This is a genomic window from Microbispora hainanensis (assembly GCF_006874475.1).
Taxonomy (GTDB): Bacteria; Actinomycetota; Actinomycetes; order Streptosporangiales; family Streptosporangiaceae; genus Microbispora; species Microbispora hainanensis.
In genome coordinates, this window is sequence record NZ_VIRM01000075.1 from 11852 (window position 1) to 32239 (window position 20388).

The window sequence follows — 20388 nt, forward strand, 5'->3', positions numbered from 1 at the left end:
GTCCAAGACGTTCGACCAAAGCGAGCGTCCAAGTCAATCGACCAAGTGATCGACCAAGTTGATCAACAGGTCGGTCGTACGAGAGCCGAACGGAGCGCAGGGAAGATGGCGGAGGCGTCCGCGGACCGGGGCAGGACCACACGGCAACGGCTGCTCGGCGCGGCGGCGGCCCTGATCGCCGAGGCCGGCTGGGGCGGCGTCAGCACCCGGATGGTGGCCGAGCGGGCCGGGGTCGCGCCCGGAGTGGTGCACTACCACTTCGCGTCGCTGCCCGACCTGCTGATCGCGGCCTCGACCGGGGTCGCGCGCGCGATGCTGGAGGAGCTCACCGCGCGGCTGGCGGAGCAGCCCGATCCCGAGACCGGCGTCGAGTGGCTGCTGGGCGAGCTGTCCCGCTACACGGGCACCGACCCCGCCTCGCTGCTGATCGTCGAGATGTACCTGGCCGCCGCCCGGCTGCCCGAGCTGCGCGAGCGGCTGCACGAGCTCGTCGCCGACTCCCGCGCGCAGATCGCCTCCTGGCTGCGGGATCGCGGCCACGCCGGCGACGCCGAGGCCACCGCGGCGGTCCTGGTCGCGGCGGTGGACGGCCTGGTGCTGCACCGCGGGCTCGACCCCGCTCTCGACCTCACCGCTCTGGCCGGGCCGCTGCGGGCGATGGTGCGTACGGACCGAACGGACCGACACGAGGAGGGCAGCGGGACATGAAAGCGATCGTCTGCGGCGCCGGGATAGCAGGGACGGCACTGGCCTGGCACCTGGAGCGCGCCGGCTGGGACGTCGAACTGGTCGAGCGCGCCCCGGCGTTCCGCGAGGGCGGATACATGATCGACTTCTACGGCCCGGGGCTGGAGGCGGCCGGGCGAATGGGGCTGCGCCCCCGGCTGGAGGAGGTCCGTCACCCCGTCAACGAGATCGGCTACGTCGACGGCTCCGGACGGCAGACCAGCCGTCTCGCCGTCAAGGCGGCGTTCGCCGAGGCGGTCAGCCTGCTGCGGGGCGACCTCGCCCGCGTGCTCGCCGAGCAGGTGCGCGCGCCGGTGCGGTACGGCACGACGGTCGCGGCCGTCCGGCAGGACGACGGGGGCGTCGAGGTCGAGCTCACCGACGGCACCCGGCACGAGGCGGACCTGCTGGTCGGCGCCGACGGCGTGCACTCGCGGGTCAGGGAGCTGGTCTTCGGTCCCGAGGAGCGCTTCGTCCGCTATCTCGGCCACCACGTCGCCGCGTACGCGGTCGAGGACGAGGACCTCAGCCGGCGGGTCGGCCCGCGCTATCGGATGCTGACCGTGCCCCATCTCATGGCCGGCGCCTACGCGGTGGGCGGGAACCGGCTCGCCCTGCTGTTCCTGCGCCACGAGCCCGACCCCGCCGTTCCCGCCGATCCGGCCGCCTCGCTGCGCGAGCACTTCGGGCATCTCGGCTGGATCCTGCCCAAGGTGCTCGGCGCCTGCCCGCAGCCGCCGGAGCTGTATTACGACCAGGTCACCCAGGTCGAGGCCCCGCAGTGGAGCAGCGGCCGCGTGGTCCTGCTCGGCGACGCCTGCCAGGCGGTCTCCCTGTTCGCCGGGCACGGGGCGTCCCTGGCGGTGGCCGCGGCGTGGGTGCTCGCCGGCGAACTAGGCGCGGCCTCCTCCGGCGACCTGTCCCCCGCCCTCGACCGGTACGCCGCGCGCATGCGGCCGGTCGTCGCCGACGTCCAGGCGCTCGGCCGCCGCTTCCTCCCCTGGATGGCGCCGCCCAGCCGCCTGCGCATCACCGCCCGCGACTGGCTGCTGCGGCTGGCCTCCCTTCCCGGAGCCGACCGGCTCTTCATGAACTCCCTCACTCCCGGCGGGCACCGCCTGATCAAATGACGCACCGGGCGGCATCACGCCGAGTGACACACCAGTAACGGATTTTTATTCCGGATGCCGTGGTCCGGTAATCCGGGCGGGCTGAAGTAGCCGTCATGGAATCGGCGGCAGAGCCCAGCACACCGGCCAGCACACCGCGGATCGCCGGCGCCCACTACCCGGTCGCGGTCGTCGGCGGCGGCCAGGCCGGGCTGTCGGTCAGCCACTGCCTGGGCCGGCGCGGCATCGAGCACGTCGTGATCGAGGCGCGGCGGGTCGGCCACGAATGGCGCGAGCGCCGCTGGGACTCCTTCTGCCTGGTCACCCCCAACTGGCAGTGCGACCTGCCGGGCTTCCCCTATCGCGGGCCCGACCCCGACGGTTTCATGGTCCGCGAGGAGATCGTCCGCTATCTGGAGGACTACGCCGCCTCGTTCGGGCCCCCGCTCGCCGAGGGCGTGCGCGTCACCCGCTTACGCAGGGCCGCGAGCGGGACGTTCGAGCTCGCGACCACCGCCGGGGATCTGACCGCCGACCAGGTCGTGGTGGCCACCGGCCCCTACCACGCGCCAGCCGTCCCCCGCCTGGCCGAGCGGCTGCCCGCGGAGGTCACTCAGATCCACTCCTCGCGGTATCGCCGTCCCGAGCGGCTTCCCGACGGCGCGGTCCTCGTGATCGGCACCGGGCAGTCGGGCTGCCAGATCGCCGAAGACCTGCATCTGGCCGGGCGGCGGGTCCACCTCGCCGTCGGGAGCGCGCCCCGGGTCGCCCGCTTCTACCGGGGCAGGGACTGCGTGGCGTGGCTGCACGACATGGGCCACTACGCCAGGAGCATCGACGAGTTCGACGACGCGGACGCCGTACGCCTGCGGGCCAACCACTACGTCACCGGGCGCGACGGCGGGCGCGACATCGACCTACGGGCCTTCGCCCGCGACGGGATGCGCCTGTACGGCCGGCTGACCGGGGTGACCGGCACGACGCTGGAGTTCGCCGACGACCTGAAGGACAACCTCGACCGGGCCGACGCGGTGGCCGACGGGATCAAGGACGCCATCGACGCGTACATCGCCGCGCGCGGCATCGACGCCCCCACCGAGCCCCGCTATGTGCCGGTCTGGGAACCGGGCGAGCCGGTACGCGCCCTCGACCTGGCGGCGGCCGGGATCACCTCGGTCGTCTGGGCGACCGGGTTCACCCGCGACCACCGCTGGATCGAGATCCCCGCCTTCGACGGCCGGGGTTATCCGATGCACTGGCACGGCGTGACGAGCTGTCCCGGGCTGTACTTCCTCGGGCTGCCCTGGCAGCACACCTGGGGCTCCGGCCGGTTCGAGGCGGTGGGCAGGGACGCCGAGTTCCTGGCCGGGCACATCGAGGCGTCGCGGCGGCTCGCCGACGTCTGCGGCGCGCTGACCGGCGCACCCGCCGAGCTGTCCCCCGCGCTTCCGGTCGGGTGAGTCCCATGATCCCCGGCACGATCTTCGACGCGCACCGGCACATCGGCGTGCTGCCCGCCCACCCCTTCTACGGCGGCCCCGCCGTGAAGCCCGACGTGACCGCGCGGGCCACGGTCAAGCAGCTCATCGCCGACCTCGACGCCGAGGGCACGGAACGCGCGCTGGTGCTGCCCAACTACGGCGTGCCCGACCCCGCGGTCGCCTTCGCGCTCAACGACCTCGTCCTGGAGGCGGCGCAGGCCGACGACCGGATCCGCGCCGGGCTGTGGGTCTCGCCGCTGCCGCGCGACGAGGAACGCACCGCCCGCGCCCTCGCCCTGGCGGGCGAGCGGGGCGTCCGGGCGCTGAAGCTGAGCTTCCTGCTCGGCGGGCGGCCGACCGACGCCGTGTGCCGTCCGGGGCTCGACCGGATCTTCGCCGCCGCCGAACGCCACGGGCTGGTGGTGCACATCCACACCTCGCCCGGCGCCGCCTCGGACGTCGACGAGGTCGGGCACCTGGTCGAGTGGTACGCCAGCCGCGTGCCGGTGCACCTCGTGCACTTCGGCGGCGGGATGAGCGGCCACATCAAGCTGGCCGGCTCCCGGTTCTTCGACTGGATCGCGGCCGGCAAGCGCGTCTACACCGACCTGTCCTGGGCCATCGGCTTCGCGCCGTACTGGCTAGCCAGGGAGATCGAGCGGCGCGGCCTCGGGCACGACCGCGTGCTGTTCGCCAGCGACCAGCCGTGGGGCGACTTCGCGGGCGAGCACGCCCGGATGCGCGCCGCGGCCGGGGACGGCGAGCTGGGCGCGCTCGTCTTCCGCGACACCTTCGCCTCCCTCTACGACTGACCCCCACTCACCCCCCCCTGCGGCCAAAGGAGAGACACCATGTCCGTCGACATGACCGACCTCGAGAAGAAGAGCATCGAGGAGATCCCCCACCCGTCCCTGCCCGAGGGCTCGACCATCTACGGCACGACCAAGGTCTTCCCCGACTACAAGGCCGAGAACGGCGAGTCGTACTTCACGCTCGTCCACGGCATCGCGCACGAGTCGTCGGTCAGCTTCGTGGCCGTGCTGCAGGCCACCCGGGCGCTGCGCAAGGGCTTCGAGACCGCCATCTACTTCTACGGCCCGGGGTCGCTGAACTGCCTGGCCACCCGCGGCTTCCCGACGACCGGCAACTCGGCGTTCCCGGGAGAGCACAACATCAACAACCAGCTCAAGACGTTCATCGCCGAGGGCGGGAAGGTCTACTGCTGCCGGTTCGGCCTGTCCCTGCACGGCGCCCGCGAGGAAGACCTCATCGAGGCCGTGATCCCGACCCATCCGCTCGACGTGCAGGACGCGCTGATCCACTACGCCCGCAAGGGCGCCATCATCAACTCCACCTACCAGCTGTAGTGCCGTGACCGTCGATCTGCGGATCATGACCCGCGCCGAGCTGGCCCTGCGCGGCGTGGCCTTCGACGCGCCCGTACGGCGGCCGGACGGCGCGGGGCCCAGCGGCGACGGCCACGTCCTCGTCGACGGCGCGGGCGCGGCGCTGCCCATCGATCCCGGCAGCCCCTACACGGTGCGCGACGGCACGGTCTGGCTCGGCGACCAGGACACCGGGGTCTCCCTGGTGCCCGTGGGGCGGCCGAGGTTCTACGACCTGACCACCGCGGACGGCGTGCCGTACGAGAAGATCGCCCGGCTGCACGGCGCGGACGTGCTCGCCACGACCGTCGTGCAGACGTGCATCAGGTATGGCGAGGCCGACCGGTGCCGCTTCTGCACGATCGAGGAGTCGCTGCGGTCGGGCGCGACGGTCGCCGCGAAGACGCCCGCCCAGCTCGCCGAGGTGGCGGAGGCGGCGGTGCGGCTCGACGGCGTACGCCAGATGGTGATGACCACCGGCACGACCACCGGGCCCGATCGCGGCGCGCGCACCCTGGCGCGGTGCGTGCGGGCCGTGCTGGACGCCGTGCCGCGCCTGCCGATCCAGGTGCAGTGCGAGCCGCCGGGCGACCTGGCCTGGATCGGCGCGCTGCGCGAGGCCGGGGCCACCGCGATCGGCATCCACGTGGAGTCGCTGGACGAGGAGGTCCGGCGGCGCTGGATGCCGGGCAAGTCGTCGGTGCCGCTCGCCGACTACGAGGCCGCCTGGGACGAGGCGGTCCGGGTGTTCGGGCGCAACCGCGTCTCGACGTACCTGCTGGTGGGGCTGGGCGAGGACCCCGACGAGCTGATCGCGGGCGCGGGCCGCCTCATCCGGCGCGGGGTCTACCCCTTCGTGGTCCCGTTCCGCCCGATGCGGGGCACGCTCGCGGCCCGCGACGGGATCGGCGCCCCCGGCGCCGGCCTGCTGACGTACGTCACCGAGGGCGTGGCGGCGCTGCTGCGGGCGGCCGGCATGCGCGGCGCGGACCAGGGGGCGGGCTGCGCCGCCTGCGGAGCGTGCGGCGTGCTGAGCGCGGCGGGCGGGTGAGGCGACGATGCACCTCGACGGCGACACCCAGGCGCCTGCGCGGGAGGAGGCGCAGGACATCCTCGCGCTGCTCGGCGACCGCAGCACGCTGGCCCGGCGGCCGTCCATCCGGATCGAGCAGGCCGACACCGCTGCTGTCCGGGCCTACCGGCGGCTGCGGCATGAGGCGTTCGTCCGGGAGCAGGGGCTGTTCGAGAGGCACGACCTCGACGACCGGGACGACGATCCCCGCACGATCACGCTGGTGGCCAGGGACGCGGCGGGCACGGTCGTCGGCGGCGTGCGGCTCGGACCGGCCTGCGACGGCCCCGACATCGGCTGGTGGACGGGCGGGCGGCTGGTCGCCACCCGCGCATCCGGCGGCGCTGGCATGGGTGCGGGCACGGATGTGGGCACGGGTGTGGGCACGGGTGTGGGCACGGGTGTGGGCATGGGTGTGGGCGCCGCTCTGGTGCGGGCCGCGTGCGCCCGCGCCGAGGCGGAGGGCGTGCTGCGGTTCGAGGCGACCGTGCAGGTCAGGGCCGAGGCGTTCTTCCGCCGTCTAGGCTGGACCCGGGTGCGGCCGGTGACGGTCGCGGGCGCGCCGCACGTGCTGATGCGCCACCCCATCGGCCGGATCGAGAGCCAGGCGGCAGCGGCCAAGTCGGCGCTCGGGCCGCTGCTCGCCGCCCTCGCCGGGCAGGGCCCGCACGCCCTGGGCGGCCCGGGTTTCGTCGGCGACGACGCGGCGCCGGTGCCCGGCGGCGACCTCGTCGCCGCCTGCGACGCGATCGTGCCGTCCATGGTCGAACGCGACCCGGAGTGGGCCGGCTGGTGCTCGGTCCTGGTCAACCTCAACGACCTGGCCGCGATGGGCGCCGCCCCGGCGGGGCTGCTCGACGCGCTCGCCGCCCCCGACGCCGCGCACGCCGCCCGGGTGCTGGACGGCCTGGCGCGGGCCGCCCGCGCGTACGGGGTGCCGGTGCTCGGCGGGCACACGCAGCTCGGGGTGCCGGCCGCGCTGTCGGTGACGGCCCTCGGCCGCGCCGCGCGTCCCGTGCCGGGCGGCGGCGGACGCCCCGGCCACGCCGTGCGCCTCACGGCGGACCTCGACGGCGGCTGGCGGGCCGGATATCGGGGCCGCCAATGGGACTCCACCACCTCCCGGCGTACGGACGAGCTGCGGGCGATGCTCGGCGCGGTCGCGGCCGGCCGCCCCGCCGCCGCCAAGGACGTGTCGATGGCCGGGGTCGCCGGCACGCTCGGCATGCTGGCCGAGGCGGGCGGTTGCGCGGCCGTGCTGGACGTGGCCGCGGTGCCGCGCCCGGCGGCCGCCTCCGTGGGCGACTGGCTCACCTGCTTTCCCGGCTTCGCGATGCTCACGGCGGACCGGCCGGGCGCGTCCGCGCCTCCGGCGGGGCCGGCCGTCTCGGCGGTGTGCGGAGAGTTGACCACGGGCCGCGGCGTCTCGCTGCGCTGGCCCGACGGAGAGGTCACGGAGGCCGTCGGCGGCCCGGTGACCGGATTGGGGACCGCGTGAGCGCCCTGCGCATGGCGGCGGTGTCCGCCGCGTTCGGCCGCGACCTCGACGAGGACTTCGCGATCGTCGAACGCCTCGTCAAGGAGGCCCGCAACGAGGACGTACGGCTCCTCGCGCTGCCCGAGGCGTGCCTCGGCGGCTACCTGCTCAGCCTGGACGGCGACGCCGCGGACGCCGGGCCGCCCCCGCTCGCCGTGGACGGCCCCGAGATCCGGCGGCTGGCCGCGCTGGCCGGCGCCGCCGGTGACATGGTCGTGATCGCGGGCTACTGCGAGGACGGCGGCGACGCCCGCTACAACAGCGTGGTGTGCGTCAGCGGCGACGGTGTGCTGGGCAACCACCGCAAGGTCCACCAGCCGCTCGGCGAGAACGCCAGCTACGCCTCGGGCGACGGCTTCCACGCCTTCGACACGCCGGCCGGCAGGATCGGCATGATGATCTGCTACGACAAGGCGTTCCCCGAGGCCGCCCGCGCGCTGGCCCTCGACGGCGCGCAGATCGGGGTGTGCGTGTCGGCCTGGCCGGGCGCGCGGACGAACGCGGCGCCGGACCTGGAGCGCGACCGCTGGAAGCGGCGCTTCGACCTGTTCGACCGGGCGCGGGCGCTGGAGAACCAGATCGTGTGGCTGTCGGCCAACCAGTCCGGGACGTTCGGGTCGCTGCGTTTCGTCGGCAGCGCCAAGGTCGTGGACCCCGGCGGTGAGATCGTCTCGGCGACGGGCGTCGGGCCGGGCATGGCCGTCGCGGAGATCGACGTGCCGCGGGCGCTGGAGACCGCGCGCCGGTCGATGGGCCACCTGCGCGACCGCAGGCCCCAGACATACGGCACGGCATACGGCACGGCATACGACACCGCATACGGCACGGCATACGGGACGGCGTACGGCGCGGCGGGGCAGGCGGGGTAGACGGCGTGAGCGTTCTGCGGATCGCCGCGGCGGCCGCCCACTTCGGCCGCGACCTCGCCTTCGACCTGGCCCGCATCGCCAAACTGATCGACGACGCCCGCGCGGCGGGCGCCCGCATGCTCGTGCTGCCCGACGCCGCGCTCGGCGGCTACCTCGCCGACCTGCGCAGGCCGGATCCCGACGCGCTGCCGCCCGCGCTGAAGCCGGACGACCCGGTGATCGCGCGGGTGGCGGCGCTGGCCGCCGAGATGGTGGTGTGCGTCGGCTTCTGCGAGGACGGCGGCGACGTCCGCTACAACGCGGCGGTGTGCGTCAGCGGCGACGGCGTGCTCGGCCTGCACCGCAAGGTGCACCTGCCCGCGGGCGAGACCGCGGCCTACGCCCCGGGCGACCGGTTCGACGCCTTCGACACTCCGGCCGGGCGGATCGGCATGCTGATCGACTACGACAAGACCTTCCCGGAGTCGGCCCGCAGCCTCGCGCTCGACGGCGCGCAGGTCCTGGCCTGCCTGTCGGCCTGGCCCGCCAGCGTCACCAACCGCGCGCCCCGGATGGCCCAGGACCGTCAGTCGCGGCTGTTCGACCTGTACGACCAGGCGCGGGCGGCCGAGAACCAGGTCGTGCTCGCCTCCTCCAACCAGACGGGGGTGATGGGCGGCATGCGGTTCCTGGGCCAGGCCAAGGTCGTCGGGCCGGGCGGCGACGTGCTCGCCCGCACCTGGTCGAAGGCCGGGCTGGCGGTGGCCGAGCTCGACGTCGCCGCCGAGATCGACCGCGCCCGGCGGATCCTCCATCACCTCGGCGAGCGCAGGCCGGGCGTCTACCGGGAGGTGCGTGAGTGAGAATCGCCCTGCTCAGCTACTCGACCAGGCCACGCGGCGGGGTGGTGCACACCCTCGCCCTCGCCGAGGCGCTCGCGGCGGCGGGACAGCACGTGACGGTGTGGACGCTCGGCCGGGGCGGCGACTCGGGCTTCTTCCGCCCGGTGGACCCCGCCGTCCGGCTGCGCGTCGTGCCGTTCCCCGACATTCCCGGGGAGGGCGTCGGCCCGCGGGTGCTGCGGTCGATCGCGGTGCTGCGCGGGGCGTTCGCCGCGGAGGCGGCGTCCTACGACGTCGTGCATGCCCAGGACTGCATCAGCGCCAACGCGGCGGGCCACTGCGTGCGGACGGTCCACCACGTGGACCACTTCACCACGGCCGAGCTGGCCGCCTGCCATGAGCGCGCCATCGTCACGCCGTACGCGCACGTCTGCGTGTCGGAGGCGGTGGCGGCCGAGCTCAAGGCCGGGTGGGGCATCGCGGCGACGGTGATCCCCAACGGCGTCGCGTACGAGCGCTTCGCCTCCGCCGACCCCGGGGCCGTCGGGCGGTGGCGCGGGTGGCTGGGAGCCTACGTGCTGACGGTCGGCGGCATCGAGCCGCGCAAGGGCTCGCTCGACCTGCTGGAGGCGTACGCGCTGCTGCGGGAGGCGCACCCGGACGCCCGGCTGGTGATCGCCGGAGGCGAGACGCTCTTCGACTATCGCGACTACCGGGCGCGGTGGGAGGCGCGGGCGGCGGAGCTGGGCGTCGAGCCGCTGGTGCTCGGCCCGGTCCCCGACGCCGACCTGCCGCCGCTCGTGGCGGGCGCCGCCGCCTTCGCCTTCCCGTCGGTGAAGGAGGGCTTCGGCCTCGCCGCGATGGAGGCCCTGGCGGCGGGCGTCCCTCTGGTGATGCGCGATCTGCCGGTCCTGCGTGAGGTCTTCGGCTGCGCCGCACGCTTCGCCGTCACCCCCGCCGGGCTCGCCGCCGAGCTCGCCGACGCCCTCGCCTCGCCCGACCCCGGCAGGCGTACGGCGGGGCGGGAGCTCGCCGCCCGGCACACCTGGCGGGCCGCCGCCGAACGGCACATCGCGCTGTACGAGTCGCTCGCGTCTTAGGCTCAGATTTGTGACCAGGGAATTCGACGCGGTGCTGTGCGACTTCGACGGCGTGCTGAAATTCGTCGATCTCGGCCGGCAGGCGGAGATCGAGCGGGCGTACGGGGTGGAGCCGGGGACGGTGGCCCGGGTGACCGGCGCATCGGCGCTGGCGGTCCCGGCACTGACCGGGCTGGTGACCCGGGAGGAGTGGCTGGAGTCGGCCGTTCCCGTCCTCGCCGGGCTGGTGGGCTCGGCCGCGCGGGCGAGCGCGCTGACCGCCGAATGGGTGGCCGCCCGCACCTGGGCGGACGAGGAGGTGGTCGCGCTGCTCGCGCGGGCGCGCGCCCGCGTCCCCGTCGTGCTCGTCAGCAACGCCACCTCGGAGCTGGCCGCCCACCTGCGCGAGCTGGAGCTGCACGACGCCTTCGATCACGTCGTGAGCAGCTACGACGTGGGGGTGGCCAAGCCCGACCCGCGGATCTTCGAGATCGCCGCCGGTCACGCCGGAGCGCCGATGGAACGCTGCCTGTTCGTCGACGACCGGCCGGAGAACGTCGAGGCGGCTTCGGCCCTCGGTATGACCGCGCTGCTCTACCACACCCCGGCCGACCTGGAGAAGGCGCTGCTCCCGCTGTTCGAGGAGGCGTCGTGACGACGGTGCGGCGGGTGCCGGCCTGCGCCGCCCCGGAGACGTGATCAGGCGGCGGGGCGCAGGTGCCGCAGCGCGGGGGCGAGCCGGGCGAGTTCATCCAGCATCGTGTCCGCCGCCGTGTTCATCACGTCGTTGGGCCGCAGCCGGCCATCCTCGTCGAGGAACTGGGTGACGAAGGGGATGGAGACCGCATCGAAGACGGGCACCATCTTGAGCGTGGTGACGACCTGCTTGAGCATCTGCACCGCCCGCGTGCCCGCCGCGACGCCGCCGTAGCTGACGAACCCGACCGGCTTGTAATGCCACTCGTGGTGCAGGAAGTCGAGGGCGTTCTTCAGCACGGCGTTGAAGCCGTAGTTGTACTCCGGCGTCACGAACGCGAACGCGTCGCCGCGCTCGATCGTGGCGCTCCACTCCTTCGTGTGCTGGTGGACGTACTGCCGGAGCCGCGGGTGGTTGGGCTCGTCCATGAACGGCAGGTTCACCTCGGCCAGGTCGACGAGCTCGACCTCGAAGGCGTCCTGGGCCACGGCGCGCTCGTGGAACCACTCCGCCACCGGTAGCCCGACGCGCCCGGGACGCGTGCTGGCGATGACGATCTGCAGAACCGGCTTAGCCACAATTCCCCCAAAACATCATGAAACGGGGCATAACGCCCCTCACTGTATGCCGTGATCGTTAAGAACAACGGCCGGGGCGCGAGGCTTCCCGCTCCGCAGGTAGATCTCAGCGGGCGAGGTGGCGGCTGATGACGAGGCGCTGGATCTGGTTGGTGCCCTCGAAGATCTGCATGATCTTCGCCTCGCGCATGTAGCGCTCGACGCGGAACTCGCGCGTGTAGCCGTACCCGCCGAAGACCTGGACCGCGTCGGTGGTGACCCGCATCGCGGTGTCGGTCGCGACGAGCTTGGCGACACTGGCCTGCCTGCTGTACGGCAGGCCGGCGTCGCGGCGGCGGGCCGCGTCGAGGTAGGTCGCCCGGGCGCAGTCCACCCCGGCGGCCATGTCGGCGAGCAGGAACCCGAGCCCCTGATGGTCGATGATCTTCTTGCCGAACGTCTCGCGCTCCTTGGCGTACGCCACGGCCTCGTCGAGCGCGGCCTGGGCGAGGCCGACGGCGCAGGCGGCGATGCCCAGCCTGCCCGAGTCGAGCGCGCCGAAGGCGATGGGCAGGCCCTGGCCCTCCTCGCCGATGAGACGGTCGGCGTCGATCAGCACGCCGTCCCAGTGGGCGGTGGTGGTGGGGATCGCGTGCAGGCCCATCTTCTCCTCGGGGCGGCCGAAGGTCAGGCCGTCGGCGTGGCCGGGGGCGAGGAAGCAGGAGACGCCGCGCTGGCCGGAGCCGGTGCGGGCGAACAACGCGTAGAAGTCCGCCAGGCCGCCGTGGGTGATCCAGGCCTTGGTGCCGGTGATCCGGTAGCCGTCCTCCGTCTTCTCGGCCTTGCAGGCCAGGGCCGCGGCGTCCGACCCGGCCTGGGGCTCCGACAGGCTGTAGCCGCCGATCCGCCGCCCGGCGAGCATGTCGGGCAGCCAGCGCTCCCGCTGCTCCGGCGTGCCGTACACGGCCAGGGGCAGGCACGACAGCGTGTGCACGCTGACCGCGACCGCGACGGCGGCCCACCGGGCGGCCAGCTCCTCGAGCACCTGCAGATACACCTCGTACGGCTGACCGCCGCCGCCGTACTCCTCCGCGTAGGGCAGGCCGAGGAGCCCGGCGGCGCCGAGCATGGCGAAAAGGCCCTCGGGATAGGTCTCCGCGCGCTCGTGCTCGTCGACGCGGCGGGCGAGCTCCTTGTCGGCGATCTCACGGGTCAGGTCGATGAGGTCCCGGGCGTCCTCGCCGGGCAGCAGGCGGTCGACGGTCACGATGACTCCTGGAGGGCGGACTCGTGGGCGGACTCGTGGGCGGACTCGTGGGCGGGCTCGTTCAGCTCGGCGAGAAGGGTGGCGGCGCGGTCGCGGAACTCCGCGACACGGGCGAGCTTGATGTCCTCATACCCCCGGACCAGATCCGGCAGGGCGGCGATCTCCGCGACGGCCGCGGCGGTCGCCGGGGTCAGCCGGTCGAGCGCGCGCCGCACCAGCTCGCGATACTCCACGACCAGCGTACGCTCCACCCGGCGGACGGCGGCGTGCCCGAACACGTCGAACGCGGTGCCGCGCAGCACGCGGGCGGCCCGCAGCCCGCGGAACACGACCCCGGCGGAGCGGCGCAGCCTGATCTTGCGCTTGAGGCCCATCGCCCGCAGCAGCGGCGGGTGCAGCAGCACCGACACGGCCGCGCCGGGGCCGAACTCCCGCTCGCGCCGGGCCCGTTCCACCGGGTCGAGGTGCAGCCGGGCGACCTCGTACTCGTCCTTGTAGGCCATGAGCTTGTGCAGCCCCCGGGCGTACGCGAGCCCGATGCGCGCGGCTGCCTCCTCCCCGGCCCGCTCGGCGGCCAGCGCGGCCACCTCGCGCACGTCCTTTTCGTACGAGCGGGCGTAGGCCGCGTTCTGGTAGCCGGTCAGGTCGGCGACCCGAACGGCGAGGCTCTCTTCCAGCCCGTCGGCGACGGGCGGCGCGCCCGTCTCCTGCCGGGGGAACCCGGCCCGGGACACAGCCGGGGACACGGCCCGGAACACGGCCTCGCGGTCGATCACGGCGGCCCGTCCCCAGCGGAAGGCCGTCAGGTTCTGCTCCACGGAAGCACTGCTGGAACCACCGTTGAGGCGGATGGCGCTCTCGATCGCGTCCGCCGAGATCGGGATGCAGCCGTGCTGGTAGGCCGCGCCGACGAGCACGAGGTTGGCGGGCATGTGGTCGCCGAACAACGCCTCGGACAGCGCTCCGGCGTCCAGGTGCAGGCCCGCCTCGGGCACGGTCGCCGATGCGATGCGGGCGACCGCGTCCTCGGGCCCGGGGAGCGCGGCGCGGCCGGTGACCATGGCGGCCGTGGGCACGATCGCGGTGTTCACGACGGCGACCGTGCGCCCCGGCGCGGCGACGGCGAGGGTGTCGTCGGCGGCGGCGCCGAGCACGTCGAAGCAGACGAGGACGTCGGCGGTGCCGCGGGCGGCGCGGACCGAGCCGGTGATCGGCCGCGGGGAGATCCGCACGTCGCTGACGACCGGGCCGCCCTTCTGGGCCAGCCCGGTCTGGTCGAGCCCGGCGGCGTGCAGGCCGTCGAGGTGGGCGGACATCTGGAGGATCTGCGAGACGGTCACCACGCCCGTGCCGCCGATGCCGGGCATCCGCAGCAGCGCCGAGCGGTCCGGGAAGCGCGACACGGGCTCGGTCAGCGCCACCGGCGGCGGTCCGGGCACCGGACGCGAAGCCCCGGGGCGAGGCACAGTGGCGGGTTCGACGAGCAGGAACGACGGGCAGTCGCCCTTGAGACAGCTCAGGTCGGAGTTGCACGACGCCTGGTGGATGCGGGTCTTGCGGCCGAACTCGGTCTCCACCGGCTGCACCGACAGGCAGGTGGAGGCGTTCCCGCAGTCGCCGCAGCCCTCGCACACGCGCTCGTTGACCACGACCCTGGCCGTCGGCGTGGGCAGTTTGCCGCGTTTGCGCAGCCGTCGTTCCTCGGCCGCGCAGCGGTCGTCGTGGATCAGCACGGTCACCCCGTCGATCGCGGCGAGTTCCTTCTCCACCTCCGGGAGATCGTCGCGGTGCCGTACGGACGCGATCGGGGCGAGCCGGACGGCGCGGTAGGTCTCAGGCTCCGGCGTGGTGACCACGATCCGGCGCACGCCCTCGGCGACCAGCGACCGGGTCAGCGCCGGGACGTCGAGCCGGCCCTCGGCGCGCTGCCCGCCGGTCATCGCGACGGCGTCGTTGTAGAGCAGCTTGTAGGTCATCGAGACGCCGGCCGCGACGGCGGCGCGGATGGCCAGGCAACCGGAGTGATGGAAGGTGCCGTCACCGAGGTTCTGGGTGAAGTGGCGGTCTGAGGTGAAGGGGGCCAGGCCGAACCACTGGGCGCCCTCGCCTCCCATCTGCGTCATGCCGACCTGCCTGCCGCGTCCGTTCCCGTCCAGGGCGATCATGGCATGGCAGCCGATGCCCGCGCCCACCAGCGTGTCGTCGGAGGCGCGCGTGGAGGCGTTGTGCGGGCATCCCGAGCAGAAGTACGGCGTGCGGGCGGCGACCAGCGGGAGCAGACGGCGCTTGTCCCCGCCGGCGGCCGGGCCGTGCGTGAGGACGGCCGCCTGCCGGGGAAGGCGGTCCGGGCCGAGGCAGGTGGCGAGCGCCCCGGCGACGTCCTCGGCGCCGAGTGTGCCGCGCGCGGTCAGCAGTTCCCGGCCGAGGATGTCGGGACGCTGTCCGGTGTCGTACAGCGCCTGCTTGAGGTGCCCCTCCAGGAACGGCACCTTGTCCTCCACCACGAGCACCCGGTCGAGCCCGTCGGTCATGGCGGCGAGATCGTCGTACGCGAGCGGGAACGGCATGGCGAGCCGGATGAGCCGCAGGCCGAGGTGGTCCATCGCGGCCTCGTCCAGGCCGAGGTCGGCGAGGGCGCGCAGGACGACGGCGTAGGAGGTGCCGGACGCGAGCAGGCCCGTCGTGGCCCGCGGCGCGTCGTGGGTCACCCGGTTGAGGCCGTGCGCGCGGGCGTACGCGCGGGCCAGCCCGAGCCTGCGGGTGAGCATGTCGTGCTCGGCGTCCAGCGAGGCCGGGCCGACCAGGGTGGGCGGCGCCCCGCGGTCGGCACGCTCCGGCACCGGGACGCCGGTCCGGATGGTCTCGCGCAGCGATCCGAGGTCGACGGTGGCGGAGGAGTCGGCGACGTCGGCGACGATCTTCAGTCCGGCCCAGAGGCCGGTGGCGCGCGACAGCGCCACCGCGTGCAGCCCGAGCTCGACGACCTCCGCCACGGAGCCGGGGGCGAGCAGCGGCATCGACAGGCTCTGGCACATCGGCTCGCACGAGCTGGGCACGGTCGACGACTTGCTGCCGGGGTCGTCGCCGATCCAGGCGACCGCCCCGCCGAGCGGCGCGGTGCCGGCGAGGTTTCCGTGCCGGATCGCGTCGGCGGCCCGGTCGAGGCCCGGGTTCTTCCCATACCAGAACCCGGTCACCCCCTCGTGCCTGCGGCCCGGCACCTGGGCGAGAAGCTGGGTGCCCGCGACCGCCGTGGCCGCGAGCTCCTCGTTGAGGCCGGGCCGCGCCACCACGCCCGCCTCCTCGAGGAACCGCGCGGCCCTGGCCATCTCCAGGTCGACCCCGCCCAGGGGCGAGCCGGGATATCCGGAGACGAAGACCCGGGTGTCCAGCCCGCGCTCCGCGTCGAGGCGGCGCTGCTCCAGCGTCAGCCGTACGAGGGCCTGGACGCCCGAGATCAGCACGGTGCCGCGCTCGGCCGCGTACTTGTCGTCGAGCGAGACGGGAGGCCTGGACACGGGCGAACCTCCTGAGGTCGGGGAGTGACCCACAGCACACCAACCCTCCGGGCGTACGCGCAAGCATCGCGCGAGAACCGGCCGATAAGACGCAAAAAGATGGAGAACTCCGCCTCGGACGGCTACGGTTCTTTGCGTCGGAGTCGGAGTCGGCATGAGTCGGAGTCGGCATCGGAGTCGGAGTCGGGTCGGAGAGGGAGATGTCATGGCGGAGATCGACGACATCGACCACCGGCTGCTGCGCCTGCTGCGCGAGGACGGGCGCCGGACCTTCTCCGAGATGGCCGCCGAGATCGGCCTGTCGGTGGCCGCCGTCAAGCGGCGGGTCGACCGCCTGCGCGAGATCGGCGTCATCACGGGCTTCACCGTGCGGATCGACTACGCCAAGCTCGGCTGGGGCATCGAGGCGTTCACCGAGCTGCGCTACCCGGGCACGACGCCGGTCGGCAAGATCGTCCGTACCGCCACGGACGTGCCGGAGGTGCAGGAGGTGTTCACCATCGCCGGTGACCCGGACGCGCTCATCCACGTCCGCGTCCGCGACCTCGGCCACCTCCAGCAGGTCATCGACCGCCTGCGCCGCGCCGGCGACGTGACCGGCACCAAGACCCTGCTCGTGCTCGGCTCGTGGACCCGCGACCTGGGGCCGGTCGAGGACCTCAGTCATCGTCCTCCCGGTCCTACCGCCCGCTGATGCCGGTGGCGTTCAGGAAGTCGACCAGCGGGCCGTCGGCGATCCTGCCGGCCTGGTGCGCCTGCCGGAGCTTGATCAGGATGTCGCGGATGCGCCGGGCGGCCTTGTCGCTCCTGTCTCCTCCCCGGCCTCTGCCCTGGCCTCTGGACATGTCCCTGGCCGTCTTCCTGATCGCCTCGTGGGCGTCGCGGGCCAGCCTCGGCTCGATGCCGCCCCGTCTCTCCTGCTCCTGCAGGGCGTGGTCGAAGGCGGCCAGCCACTCCTGATAGTTGCGGTAGACGGGGCGTCCGGACCGCGGAGGAGACGGCGTGGGCGACGGCTTCGGGGACGGCCGGGGGGTCGCCCGCGTCGGGCTGGGTGAGACCTTCCTCGCCGGGGTGGGCGACGTCCCGGTGGGGGTGGCCTCCGGCGACGGGGCCGCGACGGCGGGTTCCGCCTGCCCGCCGCCGTCGGACAGGGCCGCCACCCCGATCGTGACCACGGCGAGCCCCGCCACCGCGGCGCCGAGCCGCAGGAGCGTGCGCCGCTCGGGCGACATCCCCGCCGTACGGCCCGCCGGGGCGGTGGGCGACGTGACCCCGGGCGGCTGGGTGCCGGGCAGCGGGGTGTCCGGCAGCGGCGTGTCGGGCAGCGGCGTGTCGAGCAGCGCCGTGTCGAGCAGCGCCGTGTCGCCCGCCCGCGCGCCGCCCGCGTAGGGCGCCTGGGGCGGAGCGGGCGTTCCCGCCTCCCACGCCGGCCGTGCGGCCGAAAGGGCGACGGCCGCCAGGATCCGGCGGGCGACCTCCGCGTCGGCGGGCCGGGAGGCGGGCTCCTTGGCCAGCAACGCCATGATCAGGCGCTCCAGCTCGGCGGGGATGTCGGGGCGGTGCCGTCCGGGCGGCGCCGGGGCCTGGTGGATGTGCTGATAGACCAGCTCGGGGGCCGACCCGGTGAACGGCGGGTGCCCGCACAGCAGCTCGTAGCAGACGCACCCCAGCGCGTAGAGATCGCAGGCGGACCCGCCGCCCCTGCCGTCGATCTGCTCGGGAGCCAGGTAGGCGGCGGTGCCGACGACGGTGCCCACCATGGTGAGCCGCGCCGCCTCGGTCGCCACCTGGGCGACGCCGAAGTCGACCACCTTGAGCACGCCGCTGGCGGTGAGGTGCAGGTTGGCGGGTTTGACGTCCCGGTGCACGACCCCGGCGCGGTGCGCGGCGTCCAGGCCGGCGGCGGCCTGGCTCATGAGGTGACACGCCTCCGCCACGCCATAGCGGCCCCGGTCTTGCAGCTCGGCGGCGAGGCTGCGGCCGGTGAGCAGCTCCATCACCAGGTAGGGCCGCGCGTCCTGCTCGCCCACGTCGAGCACCGTCACCACGTTCGGGTGCACGATACGGGCGGCGGCCCGGGCCTCGCGGGCGAAGCGCTCCCGCGAGGCGACCCCGGCGACCTGCGGCGTGAGGATCTTCACCGCCACCGGGCGGTGCGCGCGCAGGTCCCGGCCCCGCCAGACCTCGCCCATCCCGCCCTGGCCGATCAGCTCCTCCAGCTCGTAACGCCCGCCGAGCGTGGACGGCACCACGTCCCGCACCTCCTCATGGCCACTCCCCCTGATGATCGGGAGCCAACCTATCCTCTCGGACAGGCCAGGCGAGAACGGCCGGAACCCCGTGAACAGGACGTGGCGGGGCGGCGGCTACGCGGGGGTGTCCGCCGGCTGTGCCCGCCGTCCGCTTTGCTGCTCGTGTCGCCGTTCGTGCCGCCTCTCATGGGCGGCGGCGAGGATGAGGTAGGCACTGGCCGTCCAGGTGTAGGCCCGGTCGCGCAGCCCCTCGCCGGTGCGCGCGTCGAAGTTCTCCGCGAAGCCGGACCGCTCGCAGAGCCCGCGGAAACGGGCGCTGATCTCGTCGGCCAGCCCGGCATGCCCGGCGCGACGCAGCCCGTCCTCGATGAGCACGGTCGAGGGGGCCCAGATCGGTCCCCGCCAGTAGCCGTCGTCCTGGTAGTGCTCGGACTCGGGGTGCTCGGTGGCGGGCCCGAACGCGGTCAGATGCGCGGCGATGCCTGCGGCGAGCGCCGTGTGCACCGGCTCGGGGAGCTCGTCGCCGAGCACGATGGGCATGAGGTCGAGCAGGCTGGAGCTCGGCCAGGTGCGCCCCGAATGCGCTCCGCGGGCGACGAACCGCTCTCCCGTCCACAGCTCGGCGAGCAGCGCGTCGCGCATCCGGTCGGCGGCGCCGGACCAGCGGGCCGCCGCGGACGGGTCCGGGGCCCGCCGGGCCAGCTCGCGCATCTGCAGGACGAGGAACGCGGCGAGGTCGGCGGTCTCCACGACGCGTTCGGGGTCGAAGGTGGTGGCGTTGTCCCAGCCGCTGTCGTTGCCGTGCTGGTAGTGCGGCAGTTCGCGGCCCGGGACGCGCCGCGCCGTGAGCCAGAAGCCGGTCCAGCGTTCCAGCAGCCGGTAGACCTCCTCTGAATCGGCGGCCGGCGGGAGGTGACGCAGGGCCCAGCCGTGGATGGGCGGCTTGACGAAGTTGTAGAGGATCTCCGAATGGGTGACGGAGTCGGGCAGCGCACCCGCCTCGTCCTGGTGGTCGAAGGGCACCCGGAATTGGTCCCATGCCAGTCCGGGCAGGCCGTCCGCGAGGGCGATGGCGTTGAAGCAGTGGTCCCAGCTCCAGACCTTGTCCATCCAGTGCTTGGACATCAGCACGGCCGGCCGGGTGACGAACCCGGCGGGGCGCACGGTCGCCGACCACAGGACGTAGGCGGCCAGCCCGGCCGCGGGCGTCCGGTCGCTGCGCCAGGGCGCGACCGCCGCCGTGAACGCGTCGAACTCGGCCCGCGCCGCCTCGGCCACCCGCTCGAAGGCGTCCGTGCGGGTGTAGGGGGCGCGGGCGGTCTCGTACTCCTCTACGGCGATCTCCCACTCGCCGCTCAGCACGACGCCCCGCTCCGCGGCGCCGAGCGCCTGGGCGCCCCGCGCCTCGGCCTGCCCGGCGAGCACCGTCACCCGATAACGGCGGCCGGTCTGGTAGACGGTGAAGACGAACGATCCGTCCGCCGGGTCCTGGTAGAAGTACGGACCGCTGAACGGTGTCAGGACGGGGTCGGCGGCCAGGAGGCTCAGTCCGAGGCCCCGGCCGCGCAGCCGCACCGTGTCGGCGTTCTCGTACGCGAGGTCGATCCGGCCGTCGGCGCGGCTCCAGGTGAGCCGGTGGGGCGTGGCGGTGACGTCGCTGTCCGCGGACGGCGCCAGCCGCAGGATCGGATGCATGCCGGTCTGATGGGAGACCAGATGCACGTCCCGCGCGTAGGTGTTCTGGGCGACCACCGGCGAGAAGCCGAACCAGGAGCCGCGGTAGCTGAACGGGATTTCCCGCAGGGAGAACACCGGGCCTGAAGCGGCGACGGTCATGAAGAGGGGGTCCCTTCTAGAAAAGGGCTCAGTCCTTGACGGCGCCGGCGGTGACCCCGGCGGCGACGTAACGCTGAGCGACGATGAGCAGAACGGCGGCCGGGACGGAGGCGACCACGGCGGTGGCCATGATGGCGTTCCACTCCTGGTTGTTGTTGCCGATGTAGTGGTAGATGCCGAGC

General features: G+C 73.9%; 17 protein-coding genes. 12 read left to right on the plus strand and 5 right to left on the minus strand.

The window, feature by feature from the left end; translation table 11 throughout:
* The first annotated feature begins 105 nt into the window (after nt 1-105).
* From FLX08_RS37025 to FLX08_RS37075, 11 genes are all read left to right on the plus strand, one after another.
* Nucleotides 106-708: a TetR/AcrR family transcriptional regulator gene (locus tag FLX08_RS37025; protein WP_142624928.1), complete on the plus strand. Its 603-nt coding sequence runs from the start codon at nt 106-108 to the stop codon at nt 706-708.
* Nucleotides 705-1856: an FAD-dependent oxidoreductase gene (locus FLX08_RS37030; protein WP_142624929.1), complete on the plus strand. Its 1152-nt coding sequence runs from the start codon at nt 705-707 to the stop codon at nt 1854-1856. The genes FLX08_RS37025 and FLX08_RS37030 overlap by 4 nt, the downstream gene beginning before the upstream one ends.
* Nucleotides 1857-1951: 95 nt before the next feature.
* Complete coding sequence (locus tag FLX08_RS37035; RefSeq protein WP_142624930.1) at nt 1952-3295, plus strand: MSMEG_0569 family flavin-dependent oxidoreductase; 1344 nt, start codon at nt 1952-1954, stop codon at nt 3293-3295.
* A gap of 5 nt (nt 3296-3300) precedes the next feature.
* The gene (locus FLX08_RS37040; protein WP_142624931.1) at nt 3301-4128 is read left to right on the plus strand and encodes an amidohydrolase family protein; all 828 of its coding nucleotides are present in this window, start codon (nt 3301-3303) and stop codon (nt 4126-4128) included.
* Nucleotides 4129-4167: 39 nt separating this feature from the next.
* On the plus strand, nt 4168-4683 hold the full coding sequence (locus tag FLX08_RS37045; protein WP_142624932.1) for an MSMEG_0572/Sll0783 family nitrogen starvation response protein: 516 nt from the start codon (nt 4168-4170) through the stop codon (nt 4681-4683).
* Nucleotides 4684-4687: 4 nt separating this feature from the next.
* Nucleotides 4688-5752 carry an MSMEG_0568 family radical SAM protein gene (locus FLX08_RS37050; protein ID WP_208761905.1) on the plus strand — a complete coding sequence of 355 codons (1065 nt, stop codon included), beginning with the start codon at nt 4688-4690 and terminating at the stop codon, nt 5750-5752.
* A 7-nt stretch (nt 5753-5759) separates the two neighbouring features.
* Nucleotides 5760-7271: an MSMEG_0567/sll0787 family protein gene (locus FLX08_RS37055; protein WP_142624933.1), complete on the plus strand. Its 1512-nt coding sequence runs from the start codon at nt 5760-5762 to the stop codon at nt 7269-7271.
* The gene (locus tag FLX08_RS37060) at nt 7268-8179 is read left to right on the plus strand and encodes a carbon-nitrogen hydrolase family protein (RefSeq protein WP_142624934.1); all 912 of its coding nucleotides are present in this window, start codon (nt 7268-7270) and stop codon (nt 8177-8179) included. The genes FLX08_RS37055 and FLX08_RS37060 overlap by 4 nt, the downstream gene beginning before the upstream one ends.
* A 5-nt stretch (nt 8180-8184) precedes the next feature.
* Nucleotides 8185-9021 carry a carbon-nitrogen hydrolase family protein gene (locus FLX08_RS37065; protein ID WP_142624935.1) on the plus strand — a complete coding sequence of 279 codons (837 nt, stop codon included), beginning with the start codon at nt 8185-8187 and terminating at the stop codon, nt 9019-9021.
* Nucleotides 9018-10100 (plus strand): MSMEG_0565 family glycosyltransferase, encoded by a 1083-nt coding sequence (locus FLX08_RS37070; RefSeq protein WP_142624936.1) that lies wholly within the window; start codon nt 9018-9020, stop codon nt 10098-10100. The genes FLX08_RS37065 and FLX08_RS37070 overlap by 4 nt, the downstream gene beginning before the upstream one ends.
* A gap of 10 nt (nt 10101-10110) precedes the next feature.
* Nucleotides 10111-10734 carry an HAD-IA family hydrolase gene (locus tag FLX08_RS37075; RefSeq protein WP_142624937.1) on the plus strand — a complete coding sequence of 208 codons (624 nt, stop codon included), beginning with the start codon at nt 10111-10113 and terminating at the stop codon, nt 10732-10734.
* A 44-nt stretch (nt 10735-10778) separates the two neighbouring features.
* Here the strand turns inward: FLX08_RS37075 and FLX08_RS37080 are convergent, their stop codons facing one another.
* From FLX08_RS37080 to FLX08_RS37090, 3 genes are all read right to left on the minus strand, one after another.
* The gene (locus FLX08_RS37080) at nt 10779-11354 is read right to left on the minus strand and encodes an NADPH-dependent FMN reductase (RefSeq protein ID WP_142624938.1); all 576 of its coding nucleotides are present in this window, start codon (nt 11352-11354) and stop codon (nt 10779-10781) included.
* Nucleotides 11355-11460: 106 nt separating this feature from the next.
* The gene (locus tag FLX08_RS37085; RefSeq protein ID WP_142624939.1) at nt 11461-12600 is read right to left on the minus strand and encodes an acyl-CoA dehydrogenase family protein; all 1140 of its coding nucleotides are present in this window, start codon (nt 12598-12600) and stop codon (nt 11461-11463) included.
* Nucleotides 12597-16118, minus strand: coding sequence for an indolepyruvate ferredoxin oxidoreductase family protein (locus FLX08_RS37090; protein WP_244313163.1), 3522 nt, complete (start codon nt 16116-16118; stop codon nt 12597-12599). Before FLX08_RS37090 ends, FLX08_RS37085 begins: the two co-directional genes overlap by 4 nt.
* A 205-nt stretch (nt 16119-16323) precedes the next feature.
* On the opposite strand from FLX08_RS37090, the gene FLX08_RS37095 reads away from it, so the two are divergent.
* Nucleotides 16324-16812, plus strand: a complete 489-nt coding sequence (locus FLX08_RS37095) for an Lrp/AsnC family transcriptional regulator (protein WP_142624941.1) — start codon at nt 16324-16326, stop codon at nt 16810-16812.
* Here the strand turns inward: FLX08_RS37095 and FLX08_RS37100 are convergent.
* Nucleotides 16799-18370 (minus strand): protein kinase domain-containing protein, encoded by a 1572-nt coding sequence (locus FLX08_RS37100; RefSeq protein ID WP_142624942.1) that lies wholly within the window; start codon nt 18368-18370, stop codon nt 16799-16801. The genes FLX08_RS37095 and FLX08_RS37100 overlap by 14 nt on opposite strands.
* Nucleotides 18371-18484: 114 nt before the next feature.
* Nucleotides 18485-20206 (minus strand): amylo-alpha-1,6-glucosidase, encoded by a 1722-nt coding sequence (locus tag FLX08_RS37105; protein ID WP_142624943.1) that lies wholly within the window; start codon nt 20204-20206, stop codon nt 18485-18487.
* Nucleotides 20207-20388: the final 182 nt, after the last annotated feature.